The sequence below is a fragment of the Formosa sp. Hel1_31_208 genome (genome assembly GCF_900104785.1).
In the GTDB taxonomy this organism is placed as follows: Bacteria; Bacteroidota; Bacteroidia; order Flavobacteriales; family Flavobacteriaceae; genus Psychroserpens.
Genome location: NZ_LT629733.1, coordinates 1,501,219 through 1,523,249, shown reverse-complemented (window position 1 = coordinate 1,523,249; position 22,031 = coordinate 1,501,219). Strand labels below are relative to the sequence as shown.

21 protein-coding genes are annotated in these 22,031 nt (G+C 34.7%); 12 read left to right on the top strand and 9 right to left on the bottom strand.

The window, feature by feature from the left end:
- Position 1 precedes the first annotated feature (1 nt).
- The gene (locus BLT57_RS06905) at positions 2-475 is read right to left on the bottom strand and encodes a hypothetical protein (RefSeq protein ID WP_091424075.1); all 474 of its coding nucleotides are present in this window, start codon (positions 473-475) and stop codon (positions 2-4) included.
- Between the two features lie 227 nt (positions 476-702).
- Between BLT57_RS06905 and folE the strand changes: the two genes are divergently transcribed.
- From folE to BLT57_RS06880, 5 genes are all read left to right on the top strand, one after another.
- Complete coding sequence (gene folE, locus BLT57_RS06900) at positions 703-1,380, top strand: GTP cyclohydrolase I FolE (protein WP_091424072.1); 678 nt, start codon at positions 703-705, stop codon at positions 1,378-1,380.
- A gap of 91 nt (positions 1,381-1,471) precedes the next feature.
- The gene (gene cysS, locus BLT57_RS06895) at positions 1,472-2,953 is read left to right on the top strand and encodes a cysteine--tRNA ligase (RefSeq protein WP_091424069.1); all 1,482 of its coding nucleotides are present in this window, start codon (positions 1,472-1,474) and stop codon (positions 2,951-2,953) included.
- A 2-nt stretch (positions 2,954-2,955) separates the two neighbouring features.
- On the top strand, positions 2,956-3,192 hold the full coding sequence (yidD, locus tag BLT57_RS06890; protein WP_091424066.1) for a membrane protein insertion efficiency factor YidD: 237 nt from the start codon (positions 2,956-2,958) through the stop codon (positions 3,190-3,192).
- 307 nt (positions 3,193-3,499) lie between these two features.
- Entirely contained in the window at positions 3,500-4,423 is a 924-nt protein-coding gene (gene lgt / locus BLT57_RS06885) for a prolipoprotein diacylglyceryl transferase (RefSeq protein ID WP_091424064.1), read from the top strand.
- Positions 4,424-4,927 carry a DUF192 domain-containing protein gene (locus BLT57_RS06880; protein ID WP_091424060.1) on the top strand — a complete coding sequence of 168 codons (504 nt, stop codon included), beginning with the start codon at positions 4,424-4,426 and terminating at the stop codon, positions 4,925-4,927.
- Positions 4,928-5,139: 212 nt separating this feature from the next.
- Here the strand turns inward: BLT57_RS06880 and secDF are convergent, their stop codons facing one another.
- From secDF to asnB, 6 genes are all read right to left on the bottom strand, one after another.
- Positions 5,140-8,118 carry a protein translocase subunit SecDF gene (gene secDF, locus BLT57_RS06875; RefSeq protein ID WP_091424057.1) on the bottom strand — a complete coding sequence of 993 codons (2,979 nt, stop codon included), beginning with the start codon at positions 8,116-8,118 and terminating at the stop codon, positions 5,140-5,142.
- 191 nt (positions 8,119-8,309) lie between these two features.
- The gene (locus tag BLT57_RS06870) at positions 8,310-8,969 is read right to left on the bottom strand and encodes a hypothetical protein (protein WP_157717136.1); all 660 of its coding nucleotides are present in this window, start codon (positions 8,967-8,969) and stop codon (positions 8,310-8,312) included.
- A gap of 243 nt (positions 8,970-9,212) precedes the next feature.
- Entirely contained in the window at positions 9,213-10,139 is a 927-nt protein-coding gene (mdh, locus tag BLT57_RS06865) for a malate dehydrogenase (protein WP_091424050.1), read from the bottom strand.
- 227 nt (positions 10,140-10,366) lie between these two features.
- Positions 10,367-11,104: a hypothetical protein gene (locus tag BLT57_RS06860; RefSeq protein ID WP_091424048.1), complete on the bottom strand. Its 738-nt coding sequence runs from the start codon at positions 11,102-11,104 to the stop codon at positions 10,367-10,369.
- A gap of 219 nt (positions 11,105-11,323) precedes the next feature.
- Positions 11,324-13,273: a DNA topoisomerase (ATP-hydrolyzing) subunit B gene (gene gyrB / locus BLT57_RS06855; protein ID WP_091426695.1), complete on the bottom strand. Its 1,950-nt coding sequence runs from the start codon at positions 13,271-13,273 to the stop codon at positions 11,324-11,326.
- A 462-nt stretch (positions 13,274-13,735) separates the two neighbouring features.
- Entirely contained in the window at positions 13,736-15,409 is a 1,674-nt protein-coding gene (gene asnB / locus BLT57_RS06850) for an asparagine synthase B (RefSeq protein ID WP_091424044.1), read from the bottom strand.
- 269 nt (positions 15,410-15,678) lie between these two features.
- On the opposite strand from asnB, the gene BLT57_RS06845 reads away from it, so the two are divergent.
- Positions 15,679-16,224, top strand: a complete 546-nt coding sequence (locus BLT57_RS06845; RefSeq protein WP_091424041.1) for a DUF2911 domain-containing protein — start codon at positions 15,679-15,681, stop codon at positions 16,222-16,224.
- Positions 16,225-16,272: 48 nt separating this feature from the next.
- On the opposite strand, the gene BLT57_RS06840 is transcribed toward BLT57_RS06845, so the two are convergent.
- Both BLT57_RS06840 and BLT57_RS06835 read right to left on the bottom strand, forming a co-directional pair.
- On the bottom strand, positions 16,273-16,905 hold the full coding sequence (locus BLT57_RS06840) for a 7-carboxy-7-deazaguanine synthase QueE (RefSeq protein ID WP_091424040.1): 633 nt from the start codon (positions 16,903-16,905) through the stop codon (positions 16,273-16,275).
- Positions 16,906-16,945: 40 nt separating this feature from the next.
- Entirely contained in the window at positions 16,946-17,392 is a 447-nt protein-coding gene (locus BLT57_RS06835; RefSeq protein ID WP_091424038.1) for a RidA family protein, read from the bottom strand.
- Between the two features lie 56 nt (positions 17,393-17,448).
- On the opposite strand from BLT57_RS06835, the gene BLT57_RS06830 reads away from it, so the two are divergent.
- From BLT57_RS06830 to BLT57_RS06805, 6 genes are read left to right on the top strand one after another with little or no spacing between them, the layout of a single operon-like run.
- Positions 17,449-18,987 carry a helicase HerA-like domain-containing protein gene (locus BLT57_RS06830; RefSeq protein WP_091424035.1) on the top strand — a complete coding sequence of 513 codons (1,539 nt, stop codon included), beginning with the start codon at positions 17,449-17,451 and terminating at the stop codon, positions 18,985-18,987.
- A gap of 42 nt (positions 18,988-19,029) precedes the next feature.
- The gene (locus BLT57_RS06825; RefSeq protein ID WP_231928786.1) at positions 19,030-19,596 is read left to right on the top strand and encodes a hypothetical protein; all 567 of its coding nucleotides are present in this window, start codon (positions 19,030-19,032) and stop codon (positions 19,594-19,596) included.
- A gap of 18 nt (positions 19,597-19,614) precedes the next feature.
- Positions 19,615-19,983, top strand: coding sequence for a cupin domain-containing protein (locus tag BLT57_RS06820; protein ID WP_091424032.1), 369 nt, complete (start codon positions 19,615-19,617; stop codon positions 19,981-19,983).
- On the top strand, positions 19,984-20,811 hold the full coding sequence (locus tag BLT57_RS06815) for an alpha/beta hydrolase (protein WP_091424029.1): 828 nt from the start codon (positions 19,984-19,986) through the stop codon (positions 20,809-20,811).
- Between the two features lie 17 nt (positions 20,812-20,828).
- Positions 20,829-21,584, top strand: a complete 756-nt coding sequence (locus BLT57_RS06810) for a pseudouridine synthase (RefSeq protein ID WP_091424028.1) — start codon at positions 20,829-20,831, stop codon at positions 21,582-21,584.
- Positions 21,584-22,006, top strand: coding sequence for a VOC family protein (locus BLT57_RS06805; RefSeq protein WP_091424025.1), 423 nt, complete (start codon positions 21,584-21,586; stop codon positions 22,004-22,006). The genes BLT57_RS06810 and BLT57_RS06805 overlap by 1 nt, the downstream gene beginning before the upstream one ends.
- Positions 22,007-22,031: the final 25 nt, after the last annotated feature.

The following is a 22,031-nucleotide window of genomic DNA, read 5'->3' as shown; positions in this document are numbered from 1 at the left end:
TTTATTGATGTTGTGATTTGATAATAATAAAGTAGTTTGTATTATCAACTCTATACATGTGTGATCCGTAGGAATAAAAATCGAATAAGTATTTTAACGGATTAAAATTTTGAGGATTAAAATTGGTTTCGCGCTCTAAATTAGCAACATAATAATCCATTAGTGGAACTTCAGATAGAAGTGTACACTTTTTTTGGTCGCTCGGGTTGGGAATATTTTTTATCTCAACTCTATTACGCAAAATGTTTTTAATGTCCTTAAGCCGTTGCGGTTTATTCAAGATGTTTGAATTTGCAGTACTACCATAAACTTCTTTAATCTGAGCTAATTCAACGTTAGTCAAAGGATTATTTACATTAGTTTTATAAGTGACTGTCTTTTGATGTCGTTGTTGTTTATTAGACTGTGAAAATAATGACGGAGAGGCTAGAAAAGCACAGACTAACAATAGAGGGAACAGTAATTTTTTATTCATGATTATCTAGGTGTTTTAAAGATGTGGAATTTAAGAAAATTTTAATAAATAAACTGTTAAATCAGATATGATGTACTGAGCTACCGATTATAGGCATAGAACAGTTTAAATTAAAAAACCCCTACCCTATGTTCATTTTTTTTTATTGCTTATCTTTGCATTCTCTAATAATAGAGGATCTTTAGTTTTAATTAAAAATGAATTTCCGCAGTTGCGGAACACATCGAATGAAAATAGATAAACACATTCAAGACATTGACGCTGTTGGTGATAATCACGTAGGAACGTCTTCCGAAACACCAATGCGAACAGATGCATTTGAGCTCACATCTTCAGAAAAAATTGATCTCATTAAAGATGATGTAAGACATATCATGGAAACTTTGGGCCTGGACTTATCTGACGATAGTCTAAAAGGCACTCCTAAACGTGTCGCTAAGATGTTTGTAAATGAGATTTTTAGCGGCTTAGATCCTGAAAAAAAACCAAGCGCATCTACTTTTGATAATAAATATAAGTATGGTGAAATGTTGGTTGAAAAAAACATCACTGTGTACTCCACTTGTGAGCATCACCTGTTACCAATTGTTGGAAAGGCTCATGTCGCCTATATTTCAAATGGGACTGTTGTTGGACTTTCAAAAATGAATCGCATCGTAGACTATTTTGCCAAACGCCCACAAGTACAAGAGCGACTTACTATTCAAATAGTAAAAGAACTTCAAAAAGTTCTCAACACTTTAGACGTTGCCTGTGTTATAGATGCCAAGCATTTATGTGTTAACTCGAGAGGCATAAGAGATGTTGACAGTAGCACCGTAACATCAGAATTTGGGGGGAAATTCAAAGACAAAGAAACCAAACGTGAATTCTTAGACTACATTAAATTAGACACGACTTTTTAAGAATCCCTATTCCGAAGAAAAAATAAAATGTTAGCTTTGACTTCTATAAAGTAAAGTCAGTCTAATTAACGCAATGTAAACACCTAACATTATGCATTTGTACGAAGATCAAAAGATTCAAATCTATAATACACTTAGCGGTAAAAAAGAAACTTTTAATCCTCTGGTCGAGGGTCACGTTGGCATGTATGTTTGTGGCCCTACAGTATACAGCAATGTGCATCTAGGAAACGTTAGAACATTTATGTCGTTTGACATGGTATTCAGGTATTTAAAACATTTAGGGTATAAAGTACGCTATGTTAGAAATATTACCGATGCTGGACATCTCGAAAATGATCAAGATGCCGGGGAAGATAAAATCACAAAAAAAGCACGTTTAGAGGCCATTGAACCCATGGAAGTTGTGCAACGTTACACCGTAGATTTTCACAATATCTTAAACACGTTTAATTTTCTGCCTCCGAGCATTGAACCAACGGCTACCGGTCATATTATAGAACAAATTGAACTTATCAAAAAAATTATTGATAATGGTTTTGCATATGTCATTAACGGTTCGGTGTATTTTGACGTTCATAAATTTAATGAAACTCATGACTACGGAAAATTGAGTAAACGCAAATTAGAAGACCTTATACATAATACTAGAGTGCTTGACGGACAAAGCGATAAAAAGAACCCTCAAGATTTTGCGCTATGGAAACGTGCTGAACCGCAGCACATCATGCGTTGGCCTTCTCCTTGGAGTGACGGATTTCCGGGTTGGCACCTAGAATGTACTGCTATGAGCACAAAGTATCTCGGTGATAATTTTGATATTCACGGTGGTGGTATGGATTTGAAGTTTCCGCATCATGAATGTGAAATTGCTCAAAGTGAAGCTGCTAAAGGACAAACTCCGGTAAACTACTGGATGCACGCAAATATGTTGCAGTTAAATGGACAACGCATGTCTAAGTCTACTGGTAACACGGTTAATCCTGATGAATTATTATCAGGTAACAACGCGTTTTTTAGCAAGGCGTATTCACCCAGTGTGATTCGGTTTTTTAATGCACAATCCTCTTACAAAAGCATATTAGACCTCACAGACGATGGCTTATTAGCAAGTGAAAAAGGGTTTTACCGCTTAATGGATGCGATACACCTTTTAGAAGACTTAAAGGCCTCTGACACTTCAACATTTAATGTATCGGACTGGAGACAAAAATGTTATGATGCTATGAATGATGATTTCAATTCACCTATTTTAATAGCTCATCTTTTTGAAGCTGCAAAACAGATTAATCAAATTAAAGATGGCAATGCATCACTAAGCGCTGGGGATTTAAATCTACTTAAAAAAACCATGCATGACTTTACATTTGATGTGTTAGGTTTGGTTGATGTGTCTAATTTGGATGTTGGTACCGATAAACTATCGGGCGCAGTAGAATTGCTTATTGAACTGCGTCAACAAGCAAGAGCAAATAAAGACTTTCCAACATCTGACAAAATTAGAGATGAGTTAGCTGCTATTGGAATTCAATTAAATGATGGCAAGGATGGGACGACTTTTACGACGAACTAGCTATGAAACGTGTCCTTATTGCTCCTTTTTTATTCTTAATTAAAGTTTATCAGACTATCATTTCACCTTTAACTCCAGCAAATTGCAGATTTCAGCCTACGTGTTCGCATTATGCTAAGGAAGCACTCGAAAAACACGGGTTTTGGAAAGGTGGGAAATTGGCATTAAGACGTATTTTTAGTTGTCATCCTTGGGGACGTTCTGGCTATGATCCTGTTCCTGAAAAGGATGACAACTAAAAATATCCCATAGCGCATACCCGCACGTTCGCTAAAAATGTACGCTGTACATTTTGTATTGCGCTCCGTCGCCTTGGGGACGTTCTGGCTATGATCCTGTTCCTGAAAAGGATGACAACTAAAAATATCCCATAGCGCATACCCGCACGTTCGCTAAAAATGTACGCTGTACATTTTGTATTGCGCTCCGTCGCCTTGGGGACGTTCTGACTATGATCCTGTTCCTGAAAAAGAAGATTAAAACTATCTTAACATCACTGGATGTTTACTCATAAATACTATCTTTATCCCTATAAAATATGACATTATGATTGCGCTTGATATTGTTTGGAACCCATCTAAAGGACTCGACTTAGGTTTTTTTACACTTCACTACTATAGTTTAATGTGGATTATCGCCTTTGTACTCGGTTTAAACATTATGAAACGTATCTACAATAATGAAAACCAGACGAAAGAGTCATTAGATTCTCTCTTTATCTATTCGGTACTTGGAATTATGTTAGGAGCACGTTTAGGTCACGTAATTTTTTATCAATCGGAATTAATTAATGAAGATTTTTTCAGCATATTTCTACCTTTTAGCTTTAAAAATGGTATAGAATTTACTGGTTTTCAAGGTCTTGCAAGTCATGGTGCTGCAATTGGTATGATTATTTCTATGTACTTCTATAATAAAAAGATTGTAAAGAAATCTGTGATATGGATATTAGATCGCGTGGTTATTCCTGTTGCCTCAGGTGCCGTATTTGTAAGACTTGGAAATTTTATTAATTCAGAAATTATAGGTGAAAAAACCAGTTCGGCTCTAGGCGTACAATTTGTGCAAGACCATTATAATAAATATGATATTGTAAAAGTTACAGGCATTAAAGATGTAAAAGAAGCATATTCAGCCGTAGGAAATGATCCCAAATTTACCGATTTATTAGAACAGGTCCCTTTTAGACATCCTGCTCAATTATATGAAGCTGGCAGCTATGTGTTTGTTTTTTTAATTTTATTATACGTCTATTGGAAAACCAATAAAAGTGAACAACAAGGCTTTTTATTTGGATTGTTTTTAGTCTTACTTTGGACTGTTAGATTTTTTGTAGAATTTGTGAAAGAGCCACAAAATATTGAACGAGCAGATTGGCTATTGAATACAGGACAATTATTAAGCATCCCGTTTATTTTAATCGGTTTATATTTTATGTTTGTTTATAAGTCAAAAACCAAATTAAGCTAAATGAAACGTTGTTTGTATATGCGATTGGCCTTAGTGTTCTTCGGAAGTCTTGCTTTACTGAATTTCTCATGCAATGACCAAAAAAAACCCAAAGCCGTTAAACAAATAATAGTCACCTTTAAAAAAGAAGGGGAACTTCAACTAATTAAGGCGGCAAATGATTCCGTTGTGGTGTCTTTAGACATTGAAATTGCCGATGACGATTACCAAACGCAAACTGGATTGATGTACCGTAAAAGCATGGCACACCATCAAGGAATGTTATTCATTTTTCCAGATGTTGACTATCGGTCATTTTATATGAAGAATACGGAGATTCCATTAGACATCATATATATTTCAGAAACTAAAACTATTGTTAGCATTCAAAAACATGCTCAACCCATGGATGAAACTTCTTTGCCTTCAGAAGGTCCCGCTAAATATGTATTAGAAGTGAATGCAGGACTCAGTGATGAATGGAACCTCGAAAAAGGTGATCGAATAGCATTTAGTATATTATAATACCAACCTCTTAGTATCTCATTTATTTAAAATCAAAAAGATAAGAATTTATTCATCCTCTTAAAATAAGACGAACATAGTATTTGAATTATGTGTTCTCTTAAAGAGGAAGACCTGGATAAACAACTATGTTAACTGACAACACAATTACTATTAAAAACAAAAAAAGCCACTTCAAATGAAGTGGCTTTTTTAAATATATACTTAGAAAATTATTTTTTATCCTCATCCTCTTTTGGAGGCGCGATACCTTTATTCTTAAGAGTATCATACATTAAAGGAGTTGCAATAAATACCGAAGAATAAGTCCCTACAATCACACCAATAATTAACGCGAATAATAAGCCTCTCAGTGATTCTGCTCCAAAGGTGAACATTGCTAATAATACCACTAAGGTCGTTAACGACGTATTTAATGTTCTACTTAATGTACTGTTTATGGCAGAGTTGATATTCACACCACCTTTAAAACCTGCACGTTCAAGTAATACTTCTCGAATTCTATCAAATACAACCACGGTATCATTCAGCGAGTAACCAATCACGGTTAGGATGGCTGCAATGAATGCCTGATCAATTTCCATACTAAATGGCATGAATTTGTACAATAAAGAGAAGATTCCTAATACGATAATCACATCATGGAATACAGCAGCTACTGCTCCTAATGAGAATTGCCATCTTTTGAATCGGAATAAGATATATAAAAATACAACCACTAAGGATCCTAGAACTGCTAATAGCGATTCTCTTTTGATATCATCGGCGATTGTTGGACTTACCTTACTAGATAACACTTTACCAACGTTATCTTTCCCTTCTGAAAAATCTTTGTATGATAATTCGTTAGGCAAATATGGTTTTAATCCTTCGAAAAGCATAGTTTGCACTTCTTCGTCTACCTCAACAGAGTTTTCATTTACCTTATATTTGGTAGAGATCTTTAACTGATTAGCACTTCCTATTGTTTTTACTTCTACACTTTGAAATACCGCTGTTAAATCTTTAGCAACTTCTTCAGAACTCACTGCTTTATCAAAACGAACTTGATAAGTTCGACCACCAATGAAGTCAATACCTTGATCTAGTTTATTAGTCACTAAAGATCCAATTGAGATTGCTATTAAGATACCTGAAACTACATAAGCTACTTTACGCTTACTAATGAAATTAATCTTAGTGTTTTTAAATAAGTTCTTAGTAATTGATGTAGAGAAATCTAGTGTTCTACCACTATTAACATACCAATCTACAAGTAAACGAGTAATGAAGATAGCCGTAAATAATGACGTCATAATACCGATTAATAAGGTTGTTGCGAAACCTTTAATTGGTCCTGTACCAAATACAAATAAGATTAGTGCGGTTAAACCTGTTGTGATGTTGGCATCTAAAATTGAAGACAAGGCATTCGCGAAACCATCTTTTACAGCTTCTTTTTGCGTTTTACCCTTACCTATTTCTTCTCGAATACGTTCAAAAATAAGTACGTTCGCATCTACCGACATACCAATAGTTAATACGATACCAGCTAATCCAGGCAGTGTTAATACAGCACCTAATCCTGATAACACACCAAATATCAATAAGATATTTAATAACAAAGCGATATCAGCAAATATACCAGCTCTTCCGTAGTAAAGAATCATCCAAATTAACACTAATGATAAAGCAATTAAAAATGACTTTGTACCACTCTCAATAGCTTCTTGTCCTAGTGACGGTCCAACTTGATCAGCCTGCACAATTTCAGCTCTTGCTGGTAATTTACCTGCTCTTAAAACGTTGGCTAAATCAACCGCTTCATTTACTGTGAAATTTCCTGAGATTTCTGTGTTACCACCAGAGATTGCTCCTCTAGTTGCTGTTGGCGCAGAATATACAATATCATCAAGAACGATTGCTATCTGACTTTGATTTTGATTTGCTCTACCTGTTATTTCTTCCCAGATTTTAGCCCCTTTAGCATTCATTTGCATGGTTACAGTTGGCTTATTCGTTTGTCCGTAAGACTGACGTGCATCAGTAATAACTCCACCACTTAATTCTGGTTCTTCATCTCTATTTCCTTTAAGTGCATATACGTCGACAGTTTCTAATCCAGTGTCTGCATCTAATGTTGGTAAACCGAAAGCAAATTTTGTATATCTTAATTCTGTAGGTAGGTTTGCACGAACTTCAGGCAATTCTAAATAGTCCTTTACAGTTTCCTTATTCTCTAATTCAACAGCGAATAACCCAAAACTTTGTACAGGTGCGATTAAGTCTAATAAAGGATTGACTTGAGTGGCAGTAGAATCTGTAGATGTTTCTCCTAATAAGTCATCAATCGTGCTATCTGTTTCGGTTGAATCTTGAGCTTCAGTAGCCGCTTCTTTCTCATTTACGCCTAACTTATCTTTTAGTACTTCGTTAGCTAGGGTAAAGAAATTACCTAAATTTTGTGGCTTTTCAACATCCCAAAATTGTAATTGTGCTGTTTGAGTAATTAATTCTGTAGCACGTTTCGTGTCTTTGACACCTGGTAATTCTACTAATACACGACCAGAATTTCCTAGACGTTGAATATTTGGTGATGTTACACCAAATTGGTCAATACGTTTACGTAAGACTTCAAAAGCAGAAACAATAGACTCATCTACTTTTTCCTCTATTTTCTTCTTCACATCTGAATCAGACATTGAGATATCTATAACATCATCCAAATCTCTATTTGCAAAAATATCTGGAGACGCTAATTTTTGATCTCCTTTTACGGCATCCCAAGCTGTAAAGAAAGATTCAAGGTAAGATTCCTGAGCATCCTTTTGAATTTCTTCAGCATCAGCTAACGCTTTATTAAATGCTGGATCTTTACTCTTATTAGCTAATCCTTCAAGAATATCTCTTACTGAGATTTGAAGAATAACGTTTAATCCGCCTTTAAGGTCAAGACCAAGATTCATGGCTTTTTCCTTCACTTCTTTTCCTGTGAAACTCGCGATTCCAATGTTAAACGCTTCTTTATTAGACAAGGAGTCTACATAGCGTATTTCGGCTTCATTAATAGCGTCTGGATCTTGAAATTTACTTTCTGCATAGGTTGTTGCAGCATCTTCAATTTGGTTGGCTTTGAATGTAAATGATAATTGGTAGATACTTACCAATCCAAATAGCACTGCAAAAAGCTTAACTAGTCCTTTGTTTTGCATTATTTTGTTTTTTAGGTCAAATTTTTAATCGAGCAAATATAGAATTTACCTCGGATTTGACAATTAAATTTTGTGTTTATATGTATTGTTTTTGTGGCATTTCGATTAAAAATGAAAAGCGCACACTAATAGGTTAGAGCGTTAAATCCTCTAACGTATGCTTTGAAGGTTATTTGGGAAATTAAAGTGTCTTAACTCAGATCATACATCCCAATAATTCGTGGTCCAGCTCGGACTTCTGGAATATTACGAGATCGATTATCTATTGCGATGGCAATAGCATTATTAAACTTATAAGCGACTTTAAGAGTCCTATCAAGTTCTCTTTCATCGTCACTGTTTGTTTTTGCAGTAAATACATTTGTGTTTGAAAATCTTTCATGCTCTACTTTAGTCTCTAGTGCGAGCTTTCCATCATTACTTGAAAGATCATCACCTTGTTGAATTTCATAGACATCAAGACTATAGTGAATTGATTTTTCTTCGGAAGGTATCTTATGCTCTTGGTCATCTTGAACTAAACCAAGTTGAGTTGTTGTTGGGTCTTCGGAAAGCAAGGCTTTAATACTTGCTATATCTGTTTCACTATAATAGCTAATTGTTAAGTGGCCATTGCTCTTTTCTTGTACATAAATATTCTCAATACCAGCAGCTTCCAATTGTTCTTTAACAATGGTAATGGCATTTTGTGTATGATTAATGGAAACATTTGTACTGACAAACTGCAAGACAATTTCCTGATTAGGCATTGTGACTTGCTGCTTACTAGCAACACTGCCCAAAACAGTAAGGGCAATAATAAGAATGCTGATGCACCACCTCGATTTCATGTTCTCAAATCTATTGTTCATAATGGTCACTCAAAACATCAATCATAACTTTAATTTTTAATACTAAATATATTCAAGGATATTTCAAGCGCCAAATATATAAAAAAAAAGAAGATTAAGGCTTGATTGGACGTTCATCGATGATAAATACTATTTCTATCACATTATCGTTTTTTTCAAAAGTCTTGTCGAATTTAGATATCATTAAATGCAAAAAAAAGCTATCTGTATGAGATAGCTTTTCATGTATAAAATCTTTAGTTCTTACAATTCTAATAATGCATTTGTTTTTTGAACACCTTCAGCACTTTCCTTTAAATGCACCATTTCAGCATCGCTTAAATCGATAGTAACGATTTCTTCAATACCATTGCGTCCAAGGATTACAGGTACTCCAATGCAAAGATCATGTAATCCGTATTCGCCTTCTAAAAAGGTCGAGCATGGAAACATTTTCTTTTGGTCACATGCAATAGCTTGAACCAAACCGCTTACAGCAGCCCCTGGAGCATACCAAGCAGAGGTACCTAATAATTTCGTTAAAGTAGCACCTCCAACTTTGGTATCTTCTTTTACTTGTTCTAAGCGTTCTGCAGTTATGAATTCAGAAACTTTTACGCTATTTCTTGTCGCATGATCAGTTAAAGGCACCATACCTTTATCACTATGACCACCGATAACCATTCCATCTACATCGCTAATTGGTGCGTTTAATGCTTCCGCTAATCTGTATTTGAAACGAGCAGAATCTAAAGCACCACCCATTCCAATAATTCTATTTTTCGGTAAATCAGTTGTTTTATGCACTAAGTATGTCATCGTATCCATAGGATTACTCACAACAATAATGATTGTATTCGGAGAATGTTCAATCAAACTAGCAGATACCGATTTCACAATTCCTGCGTTGATGCCAATTAACTCTTCACGAGTCATCCCTGGTTTACGAGGAATACCTGAAGTGATCACACAAATATTACTATTTGCTGTTTTGGAATAATCGTTTGTGACTCCTGTTATTTTAGTATCAAAACCGTTTAATGATGCTGTCTGCATCAAATCCATGGCTTTCCCTTCAGCATAGCCTTCTTTTATATCTAATAATACAACTTCACTCGCAAAATCTTTTATTGCAATATACTCGGCACAACTTGCACCTACAGCTCCTGCTCCAACTACTGTTACTTTCATTTGATTATCTTTTGTTTAATTGTGTTGATAAATTGAGAGTGCAAAATTACGAATTATTCTATTCTTTAAGAAGAAAGTAAATAGATAATTAATTATGTTTTTTATCTGTATTTCAACCTCATTATCTTTAATATGGGAAGTTTATTATTTGAATTGGGGCTGATACTTACCAATAAAAAGAGCCATCACAAAATGATAGCTCTTCATCCGTTAAAATAACGTTTAATCTATTCTAGACTCATTTTTGTATACATAAATACATATTCACCAAGCATTTTCCACTTGATATTCTTCTTAGGATATTTTGCCATAAACTCAGTATTATCTCCAAATAAATTTTCATAGTAATCGTCTAGGTTCTTCTTTTCTAACCAAAAAATATTATCTCCCTTTTTAAAATAATATGATTTAGCCAAACCTCCAGCAACATTAAACCCACCGATACCAAGTCCTGTGGTTTTTTTAGCCATTGGATCGCCATAAACTTCTATTAATGAGCTAAATTTAGGATTAATTAACTGCATAAGTAGCTCTCTCTCATCTTTTTTGTTTTTCAACGAAACCGTTTGCTTTTTAAAAAAGATAAAACCCTTGTCAATTAAATCAGATTGCAAATCTTGAGATCCCCAACGACGTGCGTCAAACATATAACTTGCCGATTTTGTAAACTTTTCAAAACCTCCCGGAAATAAATACATTTCTTTTATTTGTTCCGCATTAAATTCTTTCTTTTCTCCAGTGATACTATCTTTAAGTTTTACATAATAAATCTGACCTTTTTTTCTATCAACATCATCTCTAAAACCTTCTACAACAGTCCCATCCTCTAAAATCACTTTAGAGACTACGTTAGGTGAATAACTATTATAGACCGGCTCGAACATGAGCATATCTATCTTTTCGTCTTGCGCATTAATAAGACTAACTGATGCGAATAATAATGCTAATAAAACTCTTAATTTCATATGTTTTGTTATTTAATAATTATAGTTTAATATGTCGTAATATTAAACATTATAATTCGCTATGAGAAGAAAACAGAAAGAAAAATATCGTACCTCTTGATAGCCTTTTTATTCGTTTAAACAATACATTTCGCCAAAATCATCACCACTAAGAAACAAAAAAAGCAACTACATTTGTAGCTGCTTTTAAGCATTACTGCGTGTTAATTACACTTTTAATTACGCATCAATATTTGCATAAATCGCATTTTTCTCAATGAACTCTCTACGAGGTGGAACCTCATCTCCCATTAACATAGAGAAGATACGATCAGCTTCTGCTCCATTATCTATTTGAACCTGTCTAAGCGTTCTAAACTGAGGGTTCATTGTTGTGTCCCAAAGTTGTTCGGCATTCATTTCACCAAGACCTTTATAGCGTTGAATTTTAGCACCATCACCATAATTGGTCATAATTTGAGCACGCTCTTCATCACTCCAAGCATATTGTTTTTTAGCTCCTTTTTTAACTAAAAATAAAGGTGGTGTCGCAATATATATATGTCCATTTTCAATCAACTCTTTCATGTACCTAAAAAAGAAGGTTAAAATTAGTGTTTCAATGTGACTACCATCAATATCGGCATCACACATGATAACGACTTTATGATATCTTAATTTAGATAAATTAAGTGCTTTACTATCCTCTTCTGTTCCTATGGTTACACCAAGTGCTGTAAAGATGTTTTTTATTTCTTCGTTTTCAAAAACACGATGAGTCATCGCTTTTTCGACGTTTAAGATTTTTCCGCGAAGTGGAAGAATTGCTTGGAACGCTCGATCACGACCTTGCTTGGCAGTACCACCTGCCGAATCACCCTCTACTAAGAACACTTCACATTTTGCAGGATCTTGCTCAGAACAATCACTTAGTTTGCCGGGCAATCCACCAATGCTCATAACTGTTTTACGCTGCACCATTTCACGTGCTTTTTGAGCAGCATGACGCGCTTGCGCAGCCAAAATAACTTTTTGAACAATAATTTTAGCATCATCCGGATGCTCTTCGAGGTAATCGGTTAACATTTCTGAAACGGCCTGACTTACAGAAGCTGACACCTCTCTATTACCAAGCTTTGTTTTCGTTTGCCCTTCAAATTGTGGCTCTTGAACTTTTACCGATATAATAGCGGTCAATCCCTCACGGAAATCATCACCAGCAATGTCAAACTTTAATTTGTCTAACATCCCAGAACCATCAGCATATTTCTTCAGCGTATGTGTTAATCCTCTTCTGAAACCAGATAGGTGTGTACCCCCTTCATGGGTATTAATATTATTTACATATGAATGTAAATTTTCAGCATATGAGGTATTATAAATCATTGCAACCTCAACAGGAACTCCATTTTTTTCACCTTCAAAAGCGATTACTTCTTTCATTAAAGGCTCACGATTGCCATCTAAGAATTTTATAAATTCTTTTAGTCCTTCTGTAGAATGGAATGTCTCACCTTCAAATTCACCATCGTCTTTTTTTGTTCGTCTATCAACTAGATGGATTGTAATCCCTTTATTTAGATAAGCTAATTCACGTAAACGGCTTGCTAAAGTATCGTAGCTATACTCGAGTGTTTGCGTAAATATTGTAGAATCCGGTCTAAAGGTTACAGTAGTGCCACGTTTATCAGTGTCACCAACTTGTTTTACAGGATACATCGCCTTACCACGTTCGTATTCTTGCTCATAAACTTTACCTTCTCTAAACACCGTAGCTTTTAAATGTTCAGATAGCGCATTAACACAACTAACACCAACACCATGCAATCCACCTGATACTTTATAAGAGTCTTTATCAAACTTACCACCCGCTCCAATTTTTGTCATAACGACTTCAAGTGCAGATACACCTTCTTTTTTATGAAGATCGACAGGGATTCCACGACCATCATCTTCAGTAGTGATAGAATTGTCCTCATTTATAGTGACTGTAATATTATCACAATGACCAGCTAAAGCCTCATCAATTGAATTATCAACTACTTCGTATACCAAATGATGTAAACCACGCGTACCTACATCTCCAATATACATAGATGGACGCATACGAACATGCTCCATACCTTCTAAAGCCTGAATACTATCGGCTGAATAATTATGTTTATTAAACTCTTCTTTTTTATCGCTCATAAATTCTTGTTTATTTTGAAATATTTCGTCCGTAAATTTTAATATGATTTTCAATCATTCTTCACATAAAAAAACCCGCTCTTTCCCGGGGTTTTGAATACAAACAAATATAGGAAATTAGAAGCCGATTTGAAAGCAATTTAACGATTCAATTTAATAATTATTAACATTTGTTAATTACTCAAAACGCTCTTAAATCGTATTAAAAATAGCTTAAAACGGATTTTACTGTTTTTTAACATCCTCAAAAAAGCGTAAAAAACACAAAAGGCTTTATAGGTGATATTTTGGATTTATAATTGTTTAAAAAGCGGTTGTATTTTTCAACAAAAAAGAATGAAAAAATATTTCAGTATTACATCCAATTTCTTTTAAATACAGTGGTTGTTTTTAATTCATAACATGACAAGACCAATCTAGGGATTGGTCTTGTTAAATATTTATATCAGATGGGTATGAGACTTAAATTTTTACATAGGCTTTGTCATGCACATTTGCAATGGCTCTGCCAGAAGGATCATTCATATTTTTGAATGCCTCATCCCATTCTAAAGCTATTTTAGTGCTGCATGCTACACTTGGTTCTTGTGGCACGCTGAAAGCGGCTGCATCACTTGGAAAATGTCCTTCAAAAATAGTTCTATAATAATACTCTTCTTTGTTTATAGGTGTTTGAATAGGGTAACGGAATTTAGCATTCGCCATTTGCTCATCAGTCACTTCTTTGTCAACCAGCTCTTTTAAAGTATCAATCCAACTATAGCCAACTCCATCACTAAATTGCTCTTTTTGTCTCCAAGCTACACTTTTTGGAATCATATCTTCAAAGGCTTTTCTCACCACCCATTTTTCCATACGTTCACCGTTAATCATTTTATCTTTTGGGTTGATACGCATCGCCACATCCATAAATTCTTTATCCAAAAATGGCACACGGCCTTCAATTCCCCATGCAGCTAAACTTTTATTAGCTCTTAAACAATCATACATGTGTAACTTGTCTAATTTGCGAACCGTTTCTTCATGAAATTCTCTAGCATTTGGAGCTTTATGAAAGTACAAATATCCTCCGAAAATCTCATCAGCACCTTCTCCAGATAATACCATTTTAATACCCATCGATTTAATAACTCTTGCCATTAAATACATTGGTGTAGAAGAACGTATCGTTGTGATATCATAGGTTTCGATATTATAAATCACATCTTTAATCGCATCTAAACCTTCTTGAATTGTGAATTTTATTTCGTGATGAACCGTTCCAATATGATCGGCTACTTTTTTTGCTGCTGCTAAATCTGGCGAACCTTCTAGTCCAACAGAAAAGGAGTGTAACTGTGGCCACCAGGCTTTTTCTTTATCATCGGCTTCAATACGTTTTTCAGAATATTTTTTAGCAATTGCAGAGGTGACTGAAGAATCTAAACCTCCAGACAACAATACACCATAAGGCACATCACTCATTAGCTGTCTATGCACTGCGTCTTCAAGTGCCTGCTTGACTTCTGCTATACTCGTTTCATTATCTTTTACTGCGTCGTATTCTGTCCAGTCGCGCTTATACCATTTTACAAATTCTCCATCTTTACTTGACATATAATGTCCTGGCGGGAATAATTCTATTTTGGTACAAATACCCTCTAAAGCTTTTAATTCAGAAGCGACAAAGAATGTTCCATTTTTATCCCAACCAATGTACAATGGAATAATTCCCATATGATCACGAGCAACAAAATACTCATCCTTTTCTGTATCGTAAATAGCGAATCCAAAAATCCCATTCATATCATCTACAAAATCGACTCCTTTTTCTTGGTATAAAGCTAAGATGACTTCACAATCACTCTCGGTCTGGAATTTATAATTACCTTTAAACTGCTTGCGCAATGCCCTATGGTTATAAATTTCACCATTTGCTGCTAATATTAAGGTTTTATCAGGACTCAACAATGGTTGCTTCCCTGATGCGGGATCTACAATAGCCAAACGCTCATGTGCCATGATCACTTTATCATCGCTGTAAATACCACTCCAGTCTGGACCACGATGACGAATCGTTTTTGCCATTTCTAAGACTTGAGGTCTTAAATCATCAGTTTTTTGTTTTATATCAAACGCACATACAATTCCGCACATAACTTTCTGTTTTAAGTAATTCTATTAACTTTATTCATATTAACAAAGCAAATATGATGCTAAGTATATAATTTTAAAACACAATAACTACATTTAACTACATATTGAAATAATAATATAAAATACAATACAAATATGTAACTAAAATCTGCTTTTTATATATTTAGAACTCTAAAATTGTAAACTTTAACATCACTTTACGACATTAGATAGAGTAATAAAATCAATACTTATTATCTTTAAACCATAAAAAAATTAACACACACATCATGAAAACAAAATCAATTATTACGACCATTGCAATGGCATTTATAATGCTTATTTCAGTAAACGTTAGCGCGCAAGAATTTGCGCCAATGGATAAAAGTCCGATGGACGCAGCATCTTTCCCTTCGGATTATAAAGAGGCTAATAAACTCATTAAGATCGTTTACAGCAGACCACAACTAAAAGAACGTAGCTTAGACAAGTTAGCCCCTAATGGAAAAGTATGGAGAACTGGAGCTAATGAAGCAGCTGAACTTACGCTTTATACACCAATGATGCTTGGAAAAACTAAAATTGCTCCAGGCACCTATACATTTTATGTGATTCCTGGAGAAAAAGAATGGACTGCTATCATCAGTAAAGATTTAAATGTTTGGGGTAGTTATTTTTATAAGGAAGCAAATGACGTTGCACGTCTTAAAGTTCCTGTTTCTCAAGGCAAAGAATCTTTAGAGGCATTTTCAATTGCATTTAAAGAGTCTAATGATGGTGTTCATATGCACTTAGGATGGGGAACATTAAGAATCGCCATACCATTTACCAAGTAAAAGGCAAGTCACTACAAAAAAAGCTCTGAAATTCAGAGCTTTTTTTGTTTATGGTATATTCAAATATTTGTGGGTTTGCAATGACACTTTCCATTTTGGGTTTGCCATGACATAATCTACAATTTGAGGCACAACCTTGTCGCGTTTGCTCCATTCTGGTTGTAGATACAAAATACAATCTTTATTTACTTTTGCAGCTTGTTCTTCTGCAAAACGGAAATCGTCTTTATTGTAAATTATACATTTTAATTCATGTGCTTTATCAAAAACCTCTTCTGTTGGTAACTTCATTTTTTTTGGCGAGAGACAAATCCAATCCCAAGTTCCTGATAAGGGGTAAGCTCCAGAAGTTTCAATATGAGTTTGTAAACCTTTAGCTTTTAATTGGGCTGTTAATGGCCCCATATCCCATGTTAATGGCTCGCCACCTGTGACGACTATGGTGTTACTATACTTGGCTGCATTTTCTACAATTTTTTCTGTCTCAGTTGGTGGATGTAATTCGGCTAACCAACTTTCTTTTACATCGCACCAATGACAACCTACATCACAACCACCAATTCTCACAAAATAAGCTGCCGTACCTTTATGATAACCTTCACCTTGTATGGTATAAAATTCTTCCATTAAAGGCAAAAGCAATCCCTGATCAATAAGTTCTTGTCGTTCCGTTCTTGTCATAGCATGCAAATATACTTATAAAGTTATAAGTGAAACATAATTATTTAAAGGCTATGACTTCTATTTCTATTTGAGCACCGACAGCCAAACCTGATGCCGCAAAAGTAGTTCGGGCAGGTTTATTCGTAAAATAGGTTTTATAAACCTCATTAAAAGCAGAAAAGTCTTCAATATTTTTCAAAATCACCGTACACTTTATTACACGATCTAATGAGGAGTTATGTTGCTTTAAAACTGCTTTGATATTTTCAATACATTGTATAGTTTCAGCAGTTATGCCTCCTTTTACGAGCGTTCTTGAAGTGTGATCCATTCCTACTTGCCCAGATAAAAACAGAAAACCATTAGCTTCGACAGCATCACTAAAGGGTGCCTCTGATTTTTTGGCTTCATGAGATTTATGAAACAGTATGTCTTGAGATTGCTGTTGGCAAGAAAACATTCCGAAGCCAAACCATACAATAATAAAAAGAGAAGAATTTTTCATTTTAGTTGATTTTATACTTGACTAAAATTACACTATTTTTATGCAAATTTTGAATTATGAGTAGAACGGACGATTTCATCAAAGAAATCACAGACGGAAATACAAATAAAGGTGAATTTATCACCTTAGGCTCAGCGATACTTGATGGAGAAACACTAACAAATACTTATGTTAATGTTCCATTAAAAACGATGAATAGACATGGTTTAATTGCTGGAGCTACAGGAACTGGTAAAACAAAAACCTTACAAGTACTTGCTGAAAGCTTAAGCGACAAAGGAGTACCTGTATTACTGATGGATATTAAAGGGGATTTAAGTGGTTTAGCACAACCAAGTCCGGGACATCCAAAAATTGACGAGCGTCACGAAAAAATTGGATTGCCGTTTGAACCCAAATCCTATCCTGTTGAAGTACTTTCTTTATCAGAACAAGATGGTGTTAGACTTCGCGCTACGGTGAGTGAATTCGGACCCGTTCTATTATCGAGAATACTAAATCTTTCAGATGCTCAATCTGGTGTGGTTGCAGTTATCTTTAAGTATTGTGATGATAATAAATTACCCCTACTTGATTTAAAAGATTTCAAAAAGATTCTTCATTACGCCACTCAAGAAGGAAAAGAAGAGTTCACACAGGCCTATGGTCGAATTTCAACAGCCTCAACAGGTGCTATTCTAAGAAAGGTAGTAGAATTAGAACAACAAGGTGCTGAACTGTTCTTTGGGGAGACCTCTTTTGATGTTGATGATCTTTTGCGTGTTGATAAGGACGGTAGAGGTTATATCAATATTATTCGTTTAACTGATATTCAAGACAGACCAAAGTTATTTTCAACATTCATGTTGAGTTTATTGGCCGAAATTTATTCTACATTTCCTGAGCAAGGTGATAGTGGTCGTCCAGAATTGATTATGTTTATTGATGAAGCTCACTTAATTTTTAACGAAGCATCGAAAGCCTTGTTGAATCAAATTGAAAGCATCGTAAAACTGATTCGTAGTAAAGGTGTAGGTCTTTATTTTGTGACTCAAAATCCGACCGATGTTCCTGAGGCTGTGCTAGGCCAGTTAGGCTTAAAAGTTCAGCATGCACTTAGAGCATTTACAGCTAAAGACCGCAAAGCCATCAAACTCACAGCACAAAATTATCCAGATACTAATTATTATGATACTGCAGATGTTTTAACCTCTCTTGGAATTGGAGAGGCATTGGTTTCTGCATTGAATGAAAAAGGAAAACCAACACCTTTAGCTGCAACGATGATGCGTGCTCCAATGAGTAGAATGGATATTCTTACCGAGTCAGAATTAGGTGCGCTTCTAGCTGATTCTAAACTTGCTAAAAAATACAACGAAGAGATTGATAGAGAAAGTGCTTATGAACTCCTCAATAAGAAAATTGAGGTAGCCGAAGCAGAAGAAGCAAAAGAAAAGGCTCGAGAAGAAAAGGAAGCTCTTGAAAAAGCGGAAACTAAAAGACGAACCTCTCAATCTAGAAGTCGTAGTAACCGACAAAACCCAATTGTTAAAGTTTTGACAAGTCCTACTGTCATTAGAAGTGTTCTTGGTATTTTGACCAAAATGCTAAAATAAATTGTTATTAAAATTAATTATTACCCTTAAAACAGATTATTTGTGAAGACCTATTTTAAAAATTCATTCGCTGTTACAATGACAATTCTTGCATTTGCAAGTTGTACTTCGGAAAAAAAACAAGATCCATTTGAAATTAGTAAACAGCATGTTGGTTTACTAACAGATTCAACCCAAGTAAAAGATTTGAAATTCGCATTCCCAAATGACTCTATTGTATCTTCAATAAAAGGAGATGAGTTTACAGGACAAAATAGCGATATTATTATTTATAATTCTGAAGGCGAAAAGCTACTATACCTCACGCCTAGTCAAGCTTTAGACTCCACATCTTTGATAAAAAGTGTTCGTGTATTAAATGATAACTATAATACTAAAAAGAACATTTCAACATTAAGTACATTTAAAGATATTAGAGAAAGCTATAAAATTTCTAGCATCAATAATTTGATAAATACCATTGTACTCTCGGTCAACGAAATCAATGCCTCATTTACCATTGACAAAAAAGAATTACCCGCAAATCTTAGATTTGACATGGCTTTAAAAATTGAAGCTGTTCAAATTCCAGATCATGCGAAAATTAAATATTTTATGATTCACTGGTAGAATCGCTTAGATATTATTGTGAGTAAAAAACCATACATCATACAAAAAAGGCCATTTGTTGTTCCCACAACAGACGGTAAACTTATTGAAGAACATTTTGGTAATGCCACTACTGGTAATTCTCAAATAAGCATCGCTCACATGATTGCACCGCCAGGTTGGAGTGAACCTTTTCAAACGCCAGAATTTGATGAATACACCTATATCATAAGAGGGAAGAAGCAATTTATTATTAATGATGAAGAAGTTGTTTTAGAAGCTGGCCAATCCATAAAAATCAATAAACACACGAGAATTCAGTACTCAAACCCATTTATCGAAGCGTGCGAATATATAGCTATATGTCTTCCTGCTTTTTCTATGGAACTTGTAAATAGAGAAGATTAAATGGGAAGTTTTATAGCAAAATTTATTGGTTCAATTCTAAATTTTATTAGTTGGTTTTCACCTCGAGCGAGCGCAAAAGTAGCACTCCATCTCTTTTCAAGACCTCGTAGAACGAAACTCAAGGATTCAGAAAAAGACTTTCTCTTAACCGCTTATATTGAAGATGTTAAATACGAAGATATTAAAATCGTAACCTATCGCTGGATAGGAAAAAAAGAGACCATTCTTCTAGCTCATGGATGGGAAAGCAATGCTTTTAGATGGAAAGCTTTGATAGAACATTTAAAAATACATGAGTATTCAATTGTGGCTTTGGATGCTCCTGCGCATGGAAACACCAATGGCAAATTATTTAATGCAATTTTGTATTCTGAATGTATTCATGCTGTTGCAAAAAAGTTTAATGCTAATATTGTTATTGGTCATTCCGTTGGAGGCATGGCAACCGCTTTTTTTCAAAGCAAATACCAGTTACCGTCTGTGAATAAAATTATTCTACTTGGGGCACCATCAAACTTCGTTGGTGTTTTTACTCGTTATGTTGAAATGATGGGATACAATTCGAGATTAGCTAGAGCAATGGATGCTCTTGTCTTAGAACGATTCAATGAAAAACCCGAATATTTTCATGCCGCTCGTTTTTTAAAAGACACTATAATCAATGGATTAATAATTCATGATGAAGACGACAAAATCATTCCATATAATGATGCTGAAGACTTTAATAATTTCTATAAGGCTGCAAAACTTATTACTACGGAAGGTTATGGGCATGGATTAAGAGCAGAGGTTATCAACAATCATATTATTGAATTCATTAATGCATAGTTTTATACATTTGGAGCATGAGCGACAATCTTAAACGAATCAACAAACACCTGAGTGAAGTAGGTTACTGCTCTAGAAGAGAGGCAGACAAACTAATTGATGCTGGACGTGTTACTGTAAATGGTATGGTTCCTGAAATGGGTACTAAAATAGCGCCAAATGACGAAGTCCGTGTGGATGGTAAATTAATAGAAAACACAAAAAAAGATTTTGTATACTTAGCTTTTAACAAACCAGTAGGAATAGTTTGCACCACCGATACAAGGGTTGAAAAAGATAATATCATTGACTATATTAACTATCACAAACGTATTTTCCCTATTGGCCGATTGGATAAACCCAGTGAAGGGTTAATTCTTCTCACAGATGATGGTGATATTGTAAACAAGATCTTAAGAGCAAGTAACAACCACGAAAAAGAGTATATCGTGACTGTTGACAAACCTATTTCTCAAACCTTTCTCATTAGGATGTCTGATGGTATTTACTTGGAAGACCTAGGTCAAACCACAAAAAAATGTAAGGTTAATAAAATCAATTCAAACACCTTTAGTATTGTACTTACCCAAGGCTTAAATCGGCAAATACGTCGTATGTGTGAATATTTAACTTATGAAGTTGAAACTTTGAAACGTGTTCGTATTATGAATATCGTTCTAGATATACCAATTGGACAGTATAGAGAACTTTCCGAAGAAGAATTTAATGATCTTTCAAAGTTGTTGGAAGACTCAAATAAAACCTACAAAAAGAATACTAAAGCTAAAAACTAATGTCAATAGTTTCACCATTTCATATTGCGATTCCAGTTCATAATCTAGATGAATGCAGACGCTTTTATAGGGACATATTAAATTGCGAAGAAGGTCGTAGCAGTGACCATTGGGTAGACTTTAATTTATTCGGTCATCAATTAGTGATTCATTACAAACCAAAATCTGAGGAAACGCTCCACACAAATGCTGTAGATGGAAAAAACGTTCCCGTACCGCATTACGGCGTTGTGCTACCATGGGAGACTTTTAATGCTTTTGCAAGCCAATTAAAGGCAAAAGAGGTTAGCTTCATTATAGAGCCATATATCAGATTTGAAGGACAAGTTGGTGAACAAGCTACCATGTTTTTTTTAGATCCTGCCGGTAATGCATTAGAATTTAAAGCATTTAAGGATATCCATCAATTATTTGCAAAATAAAACATCTCCAATAAAAAATAACTGG

Bases quoted from the DNA above. Each gene is read 5' to 3' on its own strand.
- BLT57_RS06840 (WP_091424040.1), bottom strand. From the start codon at position 16,905: ATGACAAGAACGGAACGACAAGAACTTATTGATCAGGGATTGCTTTTG.
- lgt (WP_091424064.1), top strand. From the start codon at position 3,500: ATGATTGCGCTTGATATTGTTTGGAACCCATCTAAAGGACTCGACTTA.
- cysS (WP_091424069.1), top strand. From the start codon at position 1,472: ATGCATTTGTACGAAGATCAAAAGATTCAAATCTATAATACACTTAGC.
- BLT57_RS06870 (WP_157717136.1), bottom strand. From the start codon at position 8,969: ATGAACAATAGATTTGAGAACATGAAATCGAGGTGGTGCATCAGCATT.
- BLT57_RS06810 (WP_091424028.1), top strand. From the start codon at position 20,829: ATGAGCGACAATCTTAAACGAATCAACAAACACCTGAGTGAAGTAGGT.
- secDF (WP_091424057.1), bottom strand. From the start codon at position 8,118: ATGCAAAACAAAGGACTAGTTAAGCTTTTTGCAGTGCTATTTGGATTG.
- BLT57_RS06845 (WP_091424041.1), top strand. From the start codon at position 15,679: ATGAAAACAAAATCAATTATTACGACCATTGCAATGGCATTTATAATG.
- BLT57_RS06830 (WP_091424035.1), top strand. From the start codon at position 17,449: ATGAGTAGAACGGACGATTTCATCAAAGAAATCACAGACGGAAATACA.
- mdh (WP_091424050.1), bottom strand. From the start codon at position 10,139: ATGAAAGTAACAGTAGTTGGAGCAGGAGCTGTAGGTGCAAGTTGTGCC.
- folE (WP_091424072.1), top strand. From the start codon at position 703: ATGAAAATAGATAAACACATTCAAGACATTGACGCTGTTGGTGATAAT.
- BLT57_RS06905 (WP_091424075.1), bottom strand. From the start codon at position 475: ATGAATAAAAAATTACTGTTCCCTCTATTGTTAGTCTGTGCTTTTCTA.
- BLT57_RS06880 (WP_091424060.1), top strand. From the start codon at position 4,424: ATGAAACGTTGTTTGTATATGCGATTGGCCTTAGTGTTCTTCGGAAGT.
- BLT57_RS06805 (WP_091424025.1), top strand. From the start codon at position 21,584: ATGTCAATAGTTTCACCATTTCATATTGCGATTCCAGTTCATAATCTA.
- BLT57_RS06815 (WP_091424029.1), top strand. From the start codon at position 19,984: ATGGGAAGTTTTATAGCAAAATTTATTGGTTCAATTCTAAATTTTATT.
- gyrB (WP_091426695.1), bottom strand. From the start codon at position 13,273: ATGAGCGATAAAAAAGAAGAGTTTAATAAACATAATTATTCAGCCGAT.
- yidD (WP_091424066.1), top strand. From the start codon at position 2,956: ATGAAACGTGTCCTTATTGCTCCTTTTTTATTCTTAATTAAAGTTTAT.
- asnB (WP_091424044.1), bottom strand. From the start codon at position 15,409: ATGTGCGGAATTGTATGTGCGTTTGATATAAAACAAAAAACTGATGAT.
- BLT57_RS06835 (WP_091424038.1), bottom strand. From the start codon at position 17,392: ATGAAAAATTCTTCTCTTTTTATTATTGTATGGTTTGGCTTCGGAATG.
- BLT57_RS06860 (WP_091424048.1), bottom strand. From the start codon at position 11,104: ATGAAATTAAGAGTTTTATTAGCATTATTATTCGCATCAGTTAGTCTT.